Here is an 11733-nt window from a genome sequence, read left to right on the forward strand (position 1 = left end):
GCCCGCCGACCCCGCACCCACCCCGCCCGCCGAGCCCTACCGGGCCTACGACATCTCCTGAGGAGCCCATGCCGGACCACGTCGCGACCGACTTCCGCGAGCACGAGACCCAGCCGCCCACCGACGAGCCCTTCACCGTCACCCGCTCCGAGGACGGCCGCTGGTACACGGTGAAGGGCGCCTGTCCGACCTGCCGGGCGGCCACGGTCTTCCGCGTCGCCCACGGCGTCCTCGGCCCGCCCAAATGGGGCAGGCGCGACCGCCCGGAGCCGCTCACCGGCGCCATCACCGTGTACTGCCAGTGCGGCTACCCGCACGCCGAACGCCCCCCGGAGTCCCCCGACACCGGCTGCGGCGCCTTCTGGGACGTGCCGGTGCCGGCCGAGCGGGGGACCACCTCGTGACCGACCTGCTCAAGAAGCGGTACGCCCAGCTCGGCCAGCAGCTCCAGTACGACCAGCTGGGCACCGTCCGCCGTCAGGCCGAGGGCTGGCGCACCGGGCTGACGGGGCTGACCGGACTGGTCGGGGTGGTGTTCGTCCTCAAGGGACGCGAGAGCGTGGCCGGGATGCCGGACCTCTGGCGCTGGACCACGGCACTGCTGCTGGTCCTCGCCTTCGTGCTGCTGCTCGTCGGCGCCCTGTGGGCGGTGCGCGCCGCACACGGACAGCTCGGCGAGCGGACCTGGCTGAGCGGCGAGCGGCTGCTCGCGGCGGTCCTCGACGAGGTCGAGCGCACCCAGCGGGCACTGGTCGGGGCGCGGCGGCTGGCCGTCGCGGGGCTGTGCGCGATCGTCGCCGCGATCGGGGTGTCCTGGCTGGTGCCGGTGGAGGACGCCGCGGCGTCGGGGAAGGGCGGTCCGTATGTCGTGGTGGTCACGGACCGTGCCGTGCGGTGCGGCGAACTGGTCGTGGGGGACTCCCGGGCGGTGACGCTCGAACCGGCCGAGAGCAAGGGAGACAAGGGCAAGGAGGGCAAGGGCGGCGACAAGGGGGCGAACACGGCGTGGATCCGGATCCCCGTCGGTGAGATCCGCTCCCTCACCCCCACGAACGGCTGCTGACGCGCACTGCCCGCACCGCCTTGGCGGAGATCGCCAAGAAGCAAGCGCGTACCGTCGGTAATACTTGTGGGTAACAACGTCTAGTCGCGGCCGACCAGCGGTTCTACGGTGCCCCCATGCCGAACCTGCCCGATGTCGTGCTGTGGTCGATACCCGCCTTCGTCCTCCTCACCGTGGTCGAGATGATCAGCGTCCGCCTCCATCCCGACGAGGACGCGGCCGGCTATGACGCCAAGGACTCGGCGACGAGCATCGGCATGGGGCTCGGGAGCATCGCCTTCGACTTCCTGTGGAAGATCCCGATCGTCGCGATCTACACCGCGCTCTACGAACTGACGCCGCTCAGGGTCCCCGTCCTGTGGTGGACGCTCCCGCTCATGCTCCTCGCGCAGGACTTCTTCTACTACTTCTCCCACCGAGGCCACCACGTCGTCCGCGTCCTGTGGGCCTGCCATGTGGTCCACCACTCCAGCGAGAAGTTCAACCTCACCACCGCGCTGCGTCAGCCCTGGACCACCCTGACCGTCTGGCCGTTCTACGTCCCGCTCATCGCCGTCGGCGTGCACCCGGCCGCGCTCGCCTTCTGCTCCTCGGCCAACCTCGTCTACCAGTTCTGGATCCACACCGAACGGATCGACAAGATGCCCCGCTGGTTCGAGTTCGTGTTCAACACGCCCTCGCACCACCGTGTCCACCACGCCTCCCAGGGCGGCTACCTGGACCGCAACTTCGGCGGCATCCTCATCGTCTGGGACCGGCTGTTCGGGTCGTTCGCGCCGGAGCTCGAGCGGCCCGTGTACGGGCTGACGAAGAAGATCGACACCTTCAACCCGATCAAGGTGGCCACCCATGAGTACGTGGCCATCGCCAAGGACCTCAGGGCGGCGCGCAGCTGGGGCGAACGGGCGGGGCGCGTCTTCCGCGGGCCGGGCTGGCGGCCGGCCCGTGCCGCCGCCGCCACCACCGCGCCGGCCGGGAAGACCACGCGCGCGTGACCCGCTCCCGGCTCCTCCTCGCCGCCTTCGCCGCCGCCACCGCCGTCGACCTGATCAGCCTCGCGGCCGACCACACCCCCGGCCATGTGGTGGCCAAACCCCTCCTGATGCCGCTGCTGGCCGCCTGGACGGCCGTGCGCGGCGCCCCGCGCCTCCTCGTCGCCGCCCTCCTGTGCGGCTGGGCCGGCGACACCCTGCTCCTCTTCGACGCCGACCCCGCCTTCCTCGCCGGCATGGCCTCCTTCGCCGCCGGCCACGTCTGCTACCTCGCCCTCTTCCGCCGGCACGGCCCGCCACGCGCGCGCGGCGCCGTCCTCGCCCCCTGCTACGCCACCGCCCTGATCACCACCGTCGTCCTGCTGTGGCCGGACCTCCGGGCCGACCTGCGGGTCCCCGTGGCCTGCTACAGCACCCTCCTCACGGCCATGGCGTACACCGCCGCCACCCGGCTCGGCCCCGTCGCCGGGCTCGGCGGCGCGCTGTTCCTGCTCTCCGACACCCTCATCGCCACCGGCGTCGCCCACTGGCCCCAGCCGCCGCGCCCCGACTTCTGGATCATGCTGACGTACGCCGCCGCGCAGTTCCTCCTGGTCCAGGGCACCCTCGACGCGCCGTCGGACAGGCCCCGGCTCACCCCGCCCACCGCGCGGGATCCGTCCCCCAGGCCCCCGGCGGCCGCTCCCAGTCGGCCGGTCCGCCGTCGAAGGTGACCGGTGGCAGGGCGTACCGCAGCCGTCCCAGGCCGCTGTCGGTTTCGGTGAGCCACGCGTCCGGACCGGAGTGGGTGGCGCCCTCCGCGGGCTTCCCGGTCCCCGCACTCTTCGTCAACCACGCCGCCGTCCGCGCCAGCGCCATCCGTACGACCCGGCCGTACCCGGCGGACGACTGTTCGGTCAGGGCACGCAGGACCGCTGCCGCCAGCAGGTAGCCCGTGCCGTGGTCGAGGGCCTGGGCCGGCAGGGCGCCCGGCCGCTCGGGCTCGCCCTCGATCGCCGCGATGCCCGTCGCGGCCTGCACCAGGCTGTCGAAGCCGCGCCGCGCGCCCCACGGCCCGTACGCCCCCCACGCCGACAGCTGCGCCACCACCAGCCCGGGCCGGCGGGCGACCAGCGCCTCGGGGGAGAGGCCGAACCGGTCCAGGGCGCCCGGCCGGTAGCCGGTGACGACGACGTCCGCCGCGCCGAGCAACTCCTCGAAGGTGTGCCGGTCGGCGGTGAGGTCCAGGACCGCCGACCGCTTCCCGAAGCCCGTGTCGGCGTGCTGGTCGGGAAGTTCGGGCAGCCCCGGGGCGTCGACGCGCAGCACGTCCGCGCCCAGCAGGGCGAGCACCCGGGTGGCGACCGGGCCGGCGATGACCCGGGTCAGGTCCAGGACGCGCAGCCCGGCGGCCGGCAGCAGGGGAGTGCCGGTGAGCGGCGGAAGCGCACGCGCGCGTGCCGTGTCCAGCCGCTCGGCCTCCACCAGCGGCCGCCGGGCGACCGCCGCCGCCTGCTCGTGCGTGGCCCACTGCCCGGGCGTGCGCAGCGCGACGGCCAGACCGCCGGCCGCGTACACCGCCTCCTCCACCTCCAGGGCGGACCGCTCGGCGAGCACCGCCCCGACGGTGGCCGGATCGCCGTCCGGCACCTCCAGCGCACGCAGCAGCCGCTCGCGGTGGTGCGGATAGTTGGCGTGCGTCCGCACCCACCCGTCGGCCGTCCGCCAGAACCGTGACAGCGGCGCGAAGGCGACCGGCGCCCGCCCGTCCACCAGCAGATGACGCTCACTCACGAAGGCAGTGGCCACCGCCCCGTCGTCCACCCGCACCCGGGGCACCCGGGCGAGCCCGGCCCGCCGCGCCCCCAACTCGGCTGCGGCCAGCGCGCACGCGCCCACGCAGGCCCGCGCCAGTTCCCGTACCGGAAGCCGCGCCGCCAGGGCGCCCTCCCGCACCACGGTCGACACACCCGCGAGGAGCTCCGGATCGCCGCCCAGCTCCGACCACGCACACTCGATATCGGTCATGACCGCACTATGCCGAAGGGCCGGACGGTACGCCCGCCCGGCCCTCACGATCACGCCCGTGAACGGCTACTTCACCGCGCGCAACGCGTTCACCACACCGAACCCGTAGAACCCGTTGATCCGCTTGCCGCCGGCGCAGGTCGCGTCCACCACGCCGTCACCGTTGCCGTCGTACGGCTCGGCCGGGCACCCCGGGTTGTCGGCCTGCGCCTTGAGCAGGGCCTGAAGCGTCGCCGGGGAGGCGTACGGGTACTTCGACTTCAGCAGCGCCGCCACACCGGCGACGTGCGGGGACGCCATCGAGGTGCCCTGGAGGAAGCCGTACCCGTTGTTCGGCATCGTCGACAGGATGCGGCCGTTGGCCGACGGGGTGTCCGGGATCTGGTACCGGTCGCCGCCCGGCGCCGCGACGTCGACGACGCCCAGACCGTACGTGGAGTAGTACGACTTGGCGCCCTTGACGCCCGTCGCGCTCACCGTGACGACCCCCGGCAGCTGGGTCGGCACGTCGAAGCACTCGTGCGGGTCGATCGTCCGCGGCACCGGCGTGGAGTCGTCCGGGCTGGAGGTGTCGACGATGGCGTCGGAGTCCAGGTCGTGGTTGGAGTTGCCCGCCGAGGCGACGTTCAGCGTGCCCTTCTTCTGGGCGTACAGCTGCGCCCTGTTGACCGCGTCGACGATGGCCTTCTGGTCGGGGTCGTCCATGCAGTTGTACAGCCACGGGTCGACGTAGTAGCTGTTGTTCGTGATCTCGACGCCGTGGTCGGCGGCGAACACGAACGCGCAGACGACGTTCTCCGGGTAGAAGAGGCCGTCCTTGGGGTCGCTCACCTTGATGCTGGAGACCTTCACCCCGGGCGCGACACCGGCCACGCCGATGCCGTTGCGGGCCGCCGCGATCTCACCCGCGACGTGCGTGCCGTGGTAGTCCTGCTCGGTGTACGGACGCCACGCGCCCTCGGAGGTGTCCGCGACACCGCCGACGCAGTTGGCCGACTGCGACGCGGAGAAGTTCGGGGCCAGGTCCGGGTGGGTGTCGTCGACGCCGGTGTCGATCACGGCGACCGTCACCTTCTTGCTGCCCGGGTTGATCTCGGCGGCCTTGTCGGCGCCGATCGCGCGCAGGTCCCACTGGTCGGCCTCGAGCGGCTCGCTCTCTCCCGCCGCCGCGGACGCCTTCGCGGTCCTCGCGGCCGCCGCCTTCGACAGCAGCTGTGCCGCGCCCTCGTCGGTGGTGCCCGCGAGGCTCAGCGGCGCGGTACGGGTCGCGCCCGCCGACTGCACCCCGCGCACCGCGCGTATCGTCGCGCCGAAGTCGGGGTTCGCCGAGTGCACGACGAGCACGCCGATCTTGTCGTACGCCGCGGTGACGGTTCCGTCGGCCGCGGCGATCGCCTTCTTCACCGACGCGATCGTGCGGCGGTCCACCTTCGTGTTGACGACGTACGCCAGGGTGCCGGCGTCGGCCGCCTGTGCGGCGGGGGCCGTGACCGGGGCCGCCGTGGCGGCCGTCGGCAGGAAGCCGAGGGAAGCGGTCAGCGACAGCACGACGGGCACCGCGAGGGCGAGACGGCGTCTGGAAGGCAGATGAGCCATGGGGTCTCCACATCATCCGGAAACGAGACCGCCCGGGACACGGGTCGCGCCTGGGCAGGTACATGACGGGTGGTGCAGGCTCGAAGCTATCTCCCTGACTCGCCGGCCAGCAATGACCTTCCGAAGATGACTTCCACAAACCCCTCGGTCGTGTTGAACCCGTCCACGCGTGGCGCCGTGACCTTGGGCAGGGAACGCGAGGACACTCGCCTCCGTTCGCCGTCCGACTCGCATCCCGCAACGAGGAGACTCCGTGGCCACCGAGACACCGCCCCCCTCGAAATCCCAAACTCAGCTCCCCTCCACCGAGGAGTTCGTCGCGGTGCAGGAGAGCGCGGAGTTCGGTGAACTGCGCCGCTCCTACCGCTCCTTCGCCTTTCCCCTGACCATCGCCTTCATCGCCTGGTACCTGCTGTACGTCCTGCTGTCGAACTACGCGGGCGACTTCATGGGCACCAAGCTCTTCGGCAACATCAACGTCGCCTTGGTCCTCGGCGTCGCCCAGTTCGTCACCACATTCCTCATCGCCTGGTGGTACTCGCGGCACGCCGCCGCCCAGCTCGACCCCAAGGCGGAAGCCATCAAGTCCCGGATGGAGGGCGGCGCATGAGCCCCGCACAGCACACTTTCCTGGCCGCCAACGAGGCCAGCGAACACCGGCCGCTGATCATCACCCTGTTCGCGCTGTTCGTCGTCGCGACCCTCATCATCACCATCTGGGCCGGCCGCCAGACCAAGGACGCCGCGGACTTCTACGCCGGCGGACGCCAGTTCAGCGCCTTCCAGAACGGCCTCGCGGTCTCCGGCGACTACATGTCGGCCGCGTCGTTCCTCGGCATCGCCGGCGCCATCGCCCTCTTCGGCTACGACGGCTTCCTGTACTCCATCGGCTTCCTGGTCGCCTGGCTGGTCGCGCTGCTCCTGGTCGCCGAACCGCTGCGGAACTCCGGCCGCTACACCATGGGCGACGTCCTCGCGTACCGCATGCGCCAGCGCCCGGTCCGTACCGCGGCCGGCACCTCCACGATCGTCGTGTCGATCTTCTACCTGCTGGCCCAGATGGCCGGCGCCGGCGTCCTCGTCTCCCTGCTGCTCGGCATCACCTCCGACGCCGGCAAGGTCCTCATCGTCGCCCTCGTCGGCGTCCTGATGATCGTGTACGTCTCCATCGGCGGCATGAAGGGCACCACCTGGGTCCAGATGGTCAAGGCCGTGCTGCTCATCGGCGGCACCATCCTGATCACCTTCCTGGTGCTGCTGAAGTTCGACTTCAACATCTCCGACCTGCTCGGCACCGCCGCCGAGAACAGCGGCAAGGGCGCCGCCTTCCTGGAGCCCGGCCTCCAGTACGGCGCGACGGGCACCTCCAAGCTGGACTTCATCTCCCTCGGCATCGCCCTGGTCCTCGGCACCGCCGGCCTGCCGCACATCCTGATCCGCTTCTACACGGTGCCCAACGCCAAGGCCGCCCGTAAGTCGGTGAACTGGGCGATCGGCATCATCGGCGCCTTCTACCTGATGACCATCGCGCTCGGCTTCGGCGCCGCCGCGCTCATCTCGCAGGAGGAGATCATCGCCTCCAACCCGTCCGGCAACACGGCGGCACCGCTGCTCGCCCTGCACCTGGGCGGCGTCGACTCGACCTGGGGCGCGATCCTGCTCGCCACCATCTCCGCGGTGGCCTTCGCGACGATCCTCGCCGTGGTCGCCGGCCTGACCCTGGCCTCCTCCTCGTCGTTCGCCCACGACATCTACGCCAACGTCATCAGGAAGGGCCAGGCCACCGAGAAGGAGGAGGTCCGGGCCGCCCGCCTGGCCACCATCGGCATCGGCGCCGTCTCCATCCTCCTGGGCGCCCTCGCCCGCGACCTCAACGTCGCCGGCCTGGTCGCGCTCGCCTTCGCGGTCGCAGCGTCCGCGAACCTGCCGACCATCCTCTACAGCCTGTTCTGGAAGCGGTTCACCACCCAGGGCGCGCTGTGGTCGATCTACGGCGGCCTGATCGTGGCGGTCGGCCTGGTGCTGTTCTCGCCCGTGGTCTCCGGCGACCCCAAGGCGATGTTCCCCGACGTCGACTTCGCCTGGTTCCCGCTGAAGAACCCGGGCATCATCTCCATCCCGTTCGGCTTCTTCATGGGCTGGCTCGGCACGGTCCTGTCCAAGGAGCGTCCCGACGCCGGCAAGTACGCGGAGCTGGAGGTCCGCTCCCTCACCGGCACCGGCGCCCACTGACGGTACGGCACCCGCGCGGGGCCGTCGTAGATCCCTACGGCGGCCCCGCGCCGCGTCTTGTGGGATCACGCACCTGTCGTTGTCGGTGCCGTCGCGTAGGCTCGCAGGTGTCGGAGAATCACCGACCCGTGTTCGAGGGAGGGGGCCCACGTGCTCATCGACACCTACGGCCGAGTGGCCACCGACCTGAGAGTCTCCCTGACCGACCGATGCAATCTGCGCTGCACGTACTGCATGCCCGAGGAGGGCCTGCAGTGGCTGGCCAAGCCCGACCTCCTCACGGACGACGAGATCGTCCGGCTGATCGAGATCTCGGTCACCTCCCTCGGCATCGAGGAGGTCCGCTTCACCGGCGGTGAGCCCCTGCTCCGTCCCGGCCTGGTCGGCATCGTCGAGCGGGTCGCGGCCCTCACCCCGCGCCCCCAGATGTCCCTGACGACCAACGGCATCGGCCTCAGGCGTACCGCGGCGGCCCTGAAGGCCGCGGGCCTGGACCGGGTCAACGTCTCCCTGGACACGCTCCGCCCGGACGTCTTCAAGACCCTCACCCGCCGCGACCGCCACAAGGACGTCCTCGAAGGCCTCCAGGCCGCCCGCGACGCGGGCCTGACCCCGGTCAAGGTCAACTCCGTCCTGATGCCCGGGATGAACGACGACGAGGCCCCGGACCTCCTGGCCTGGGCCGTCGAGAACGACTACGAGCTGCGCTTCATCGAGCAGATGCCGCTCGACGCCCAGCACGGCTGGAAGCGCGAAGGCATGATCACCGCCGGGGACATCCTGGCCTCCCTGCGCACCCGCTTCGACCTCACCCCCGAGGGCGACGAGGCCCGTGGCTCGGCCCCCGCCGAGCGCTGGCTGGTCGACGGCGGCCCGCACCGCGTCGGCGTCATCGCCTCCGTCACCCGCCCGTTCTGCGCGGCCTGCGACCGCACCCGACTCACGGCCGACGGCCAGGTCCGCACCTGCCTCTTCGCCCGCGAGGAGACCGACCTGCGCGCCGCCCTGCGCTCCGGCGCCCCCGACGAGGAGATCGCGCGCATCTGGCGCCTGGCGATGTGGGGGAAGAAGGCGGGCTCGGGTCTGGACGACCCGTCGTTCCTCCAGCCGGACCGCCCGATGTCGTCGATCGGCGGCTGACCGGACCGGGATCCTCCGCGTGCGGCGGCCGGACCTCTTCGCCGGGGCTAGCCGGACCCTTCGGGTGCCTGCCAGTCCTCGAAGCTCACGACGTCCTTGAGGAACCCGCGCACACCGAGGAACTGCGACAGATGCTCCCGGTGCTCCTCGCAGGCCAGCCAGGTCTTGCGCCGCTCCGGCGTGTGCAGCTTCGGGTTGTTCCAGGCGAGGACCCACACGGCGCCGGCACGGCAGCCCTTGGCTGAGCAGATCGGGGTCTCGTCACTCACTGGTCCGACTCACACATCGCGATGAACAAGGCGACGCCGAGCAGCCACGGGGGGAGCTGCCCGGCGTCGGTCCGTCGCTCCGACGGGGGATGCGGAGCGCGTACGAAGTATGTCACGGGTCACCCAGCCCAGGGCACCTGAACTACATGATTAGATCTGAGCTTTTCCTGAGCTTGGCACACAGGCTACTCATGGCTGCCGCTCGGTCGGACCGGCCTCCGCTTCGCCCCCGACGGATTCCGCGAAGCGCTCCTCCTGGCCCTCTTCCTCCGCCCGCGACGGCTCGATCATCGGCCTGGGCGGCACCGTCACGAACGTCGACGGCAGCCCCGGGGCGTTCTCCCGCCCGGCATTGGCGATCACCACCGCGATGTACGGCAGGACCGCTCCCAGGACGAGGGCCACCACGGCGACATGGCGCTCCACGTTCCACAGCACCGCCGCGAGGATCACCGACACCGTGCGGACCGACATCGAGATCACATACCGGCGCTGCCGGGCCCGCACGTCGTCCTGGAGGCCCTGCCGCGCTCCGGTGATCCGGAACACCTGGACGTTGCCGCCGCCACCATGCTTCCGCATCACATTCCACCATCCGCCCGCGTCGAACTCTCCCCGCCCTCCACGGTACGCCCGGCCTGCGCCGCCTTCGAGACCGGGGCGCCTTCCGTCCGCCCGCACGCCCTGCGCCGTACCGCGTACGGCCCCGCCCGGCATGCGGCGTAGAACGGGCGCGCCGAGACTGGGAGCAATGCTCGGGTAGGGCCGTACGAGGAGGCAGCCATGGGCTGGTTGTGGGCGATCATCGTGGGATTCGTGCTGGGGCTGATCGCCAAGGCGATCATTCCGGGCAAGCAGCACAGCCCGCTGTGGCTGACCACCATCTTCGGCATGCTGGGCGCGATCGCCGGCAACGCGATCGCCCGGGCGGCCGGTGTCGACGAGACCTCAGGCATCGACTGGAGCCGCCACGCCTTCCAGCTGATCGCCGCGATCATCATCGTGGCCCTCGGTGACGCGCTCTACATGGCGACGCTGGGCAAGCGGAAGTACCGGGCCTGAGCGCTCGGAGGGGCGCGAGCCCCGCCACCGCGGACCCGCGCCCTCCCGACGACTACGCCTCCGTGACCTCCACGGCCGCCAGGTTCTTCTTGCCGCGCCGCAGCACCAGCCACCGCCCGTGCAGCAGATCCTCCCGGGCCGGGACGGCGTCCTCGGCGGCGACCTTGACGTTGTTCACGTAGGCCCCGCCCTCCTTCACCGTGCGCCGGGCGGCGGACTTGCTGGCCACGAGGCCGACCTCGGCGAACAGGTCCACGACCGGGCCGAGCTCGCTGACCTGGATGTGCGGCACCTCCGACAGGGCCGCCGTCAGTGTCCGCTCGTCGAGTTCCGCGAGCTCGCCCTGGCCGAAGAGCGCCTTGGACGCGGCGATCACGGCGGCCGTCTGGTCGGCGCCGTGCACCAGCGTCGTCAGCTCCTCCGCGAGCGCCCGCTGGGCTGCCCGGGCCTGCGGCCGCTCCTCGGTCTGCCGCTCCAGCTCCTCCAGCTCCGCGCGGGACCGGAAGGACAGGATGCGCATGTACCGCGAGATGTCCCGGTCGTCCACGTTCAGCCAGAACTGGTAGAACGCGTACGGCGTCGTCATCTCCGGGTCGAGCCAGACGGCGCCGCCTTCGGTCTTGCCGAACTTGGTGCCGTCCGCCTTGGTCATCAGCGGTGTCGCCAGCGCATGCACGTCGGCATGCGGCTCCAGCTTGTGGATCAGGTCCAGGCCGGCCGTGAGGTTGCCCCACTGGTCGCTGCCGCCCTGCTGGAGCGTGCAGCCGTAGCGCCGGTAGAGCTGGAGGAAGTCCATGCCCTGGAGGATCTGGTAGCTGAACTCGGTGTAGCTGATGCCCTGGTCGGACTCCAGGCGGCGGGCCACGGAGTCCTTCGTCAGCATCTTGTTGACACGGAAGTGCTTGCCGATGTCCCGCAGGAACTCGATCGCGGACAGACCGGCCGTCCAGTCGAGGTTGTTGACCATGACGGCCGCGTTGTCCCCCTCGAAGGAGAGGAAGGGCTCGATCTGGGAGCGCAGCTTGCCGACCCAGCCGGCGACCGTCTCCGGGTCGTTCAGCGTGCGCTCCGCCGTCGGGCGGGGGTCGCCGATCAGGCCGGTCGCCCCGCCGACCAGCGCCAGCGGCCGGTGACCGGCCTGCTGGAGCCGGCGCATGGTGAGCACCTGCACCAGGTGCCCGACGTGCAGGGACGGGGCGGTCGGGTCGAAGCCGCAATAGAACGTGACGGGACCGTCCGCGAGCGCCTTGCGCAAAGCGTCCTCGTCAGTGGACAGGGAGAACAGGCCCCGCCACTTCAGCTCGTCGACGATGTCCGTCACGGTCGTATGTCTCCTCGAACGGTGGAAAACTGTGCCCCGCCAGTCTATGGG

13 protein-coding genes are annotated in these 11733 nt (G+C 71.2%); 8 read left to right on the forward strand and 5 right to left on the reverse strand.

Going from position 1 to position 11733, the window contains the following annotated elements; genetic code table 11:
• The first annotated feature begins 68 nt into the window (after positions 1-68).
• The 4 genes from ALMP_RS16520 to ALMP_RS16535 all read left to right on the forward strand — a co-directional run bounded on the left by ALMP_RS16520 (position 69) and on the right by ALMP_RS16535 (position 2768).
• Complete coding sequence (locus ALMP_RS16520) at positions 69-404, forward strand: hypothetical protein (protein WP_264928701.1); 336 nt, start codon at positions 69-71, stop codon at positions 402-404.
• A complete protein-coding gene (locus ALMP_RS16525) occupies positions 401-1063 on the forward strand; it encodes a hypothetical protein (protein ID WP_264928703.1) in 663 nt (220 codons plus the stop codon). Before ALMP_RS16520 ends, ALMP_RS16525 begins: the two co-directional genes overlap by 4 nt.
• A 116-nt stretch (positions 1064-1179) precedes the next feature.
• Positions 1180-2058, forward strand: coding sequence for a sterol desaturase family protein (locus ALMP_RS16530; RefSeq protein ID WP_264928705.1), 879 nt, complete (start codon positions 1180-1182; stop codon positions 2056-2058).
• Entirely contained in the window at positions 2055-2768 is a 714-nt protein-coding gene (locus ALMP_RS16535) for a lysoplasmalogenase (protein WP_264928707.1), read from the forward strand. The genes ALMP_RS16530 and ALMP_RS16535 overlap by 4 nt, the downstream gene beginning before the upstream one ends.
• Here ALMP_RS16535 and ALMP_RS16540 read toward each other — a convergent pair.
• Both ALMP_RS16540 and ALMP_RS16545 read right to left on the reverse strand, forming a co-directional pair.
• On the reverse strand, positions 2689-4062 hold the full coding sequence (locus ALMP_RS16540; RefSeq protein ID WP_264928709.1) for a CoA transferase: 1374 nt from the start codon (positions 4060-4062) through the stop codon (positions 2689-2691). The two genes, ALMP_RS16535 and ALMP_RS16540, sit on opposite strands and share 80 nt — an antisense overlap.
• 66 nt (positions 4063-4128) lie before the next feature.
• On the reverse strand, positions 4129-5658 hold the full coding sequence (locus ALMP_RS16545) for a S8 family serine peptidase (RefSeq protein WP_264928711.1): 1530 nt from the start codon (positions 5656-5658) through the stop codon (positions 4129-4131).
• A gap of 253 nt (positions 5659-5911) precedes the next feature.
• Between ALMP_RS16545 and ALMP_RS16550 the strand changes: the two genes are divergently transcribed.
• From ALMP_RS16550 to moaA, 3 genes are all read left to right on the forward strand, one after another.
• Positions 5912-6268 (forward strand): DUF485 domain-containing protein, encoded by a 357-nt coding sequence (locus tag ALMP_RS16550; protein WP_264928713.1) that lies wholly within the window; start codon positions 5912-5914, stop codon positions 6266-6268.
• Positions 6265-7890, forward strand: coding sequence for a cation acetate symporter (locus tag ALMP_RS16555; protein WP_264928714.1), 1626 nt, complete (start codon positions 6265-6267; stop codon positions 7888-7890). Before ALMP_RS16550 ends, ALMP_RS16555 begins: the two co-directional genes overlap by 4 nt.
• A gap of 150 nt (positions 7891-8040) precedes the next feature.
• Positions 8041-9030, forward strand: a complete 990-nt coding sequence (moaA, locus tag ALMP_RS16560; protein ID WP_264928715.1) for a GTP 3',8-cyclase MoaA — start codon at positions 8041-8043, stop codon at positions 9028-9030.
• 47 nt (positions 9031-9077) lie between these two features.
• Here the strand turns inward: moaA and ALMP_RS16565 are convergent, their stop codons facing one another.
• On the reverse strand, positions 9078-9299 hold the full coding sequence (locus ALMP_RS16565; protein WP_264928716.1) for a hypothetical protein: 222 nt from the start codon (positions 9297-9299) through the stop codon (positions 9078-9080).
• 189 nt (positions 9300-9488) lie between these two features.
• Positions 9489-9881, reverse strand: coding sequence for a DUF3099 domain-containing protein (locus tag ALMP_RS16570; protein WP_264928717.1), 393 nt, complete (start codon positions 9879-9881; stop codon positions 9489-9491).
• 201 nt (positions 9882-10082) lie between these two features.
• Between ALMP_RS16570 and ALMP_RS16575 the strand changes: the two genes are divergently transcribed.
• The gene (locus tag ALMP_RS16575) at positions 10083-10361 is read left to right on the forward strand and encodes a GlsB/YeaQ/YmgE family stress response membrane protein (RefSeq protein ID WP_264928718.1); all 279 of its coding nucleotides are present in this window, start codon (positions 10083-10085) and stop codon (positions 10359-10361) included.
• 52 nt (positions 10362-10413) lie between these two features.
• On the opposite strand, the gene tyrS is transcribed toward ALMP_RS16575, so the two are convergent.
• Positions 10414-11682: a tyrosine--tRNA ligase gene (gene tyrS / locus ALMP_RS16580; protein ID WP_264928719.1), complete on the reverse strand. Its 1269-nt coding sequence runs from the start codon at positions 11680-11682 to the stop codon at positions 10414-10416.
• Positions 11683-11733 lie beyond the last annotated feature (51 nt).

The sequence above is a fragment of the Streptomyces sp. A012304 genome (assembly GCF_026008495.1).
Classification (GTDB): domain Bacteria; phylum Actinomycetota; class Actinomycetes; order Streptomycetales; family Streptomycetaceae; genus Streptomyces.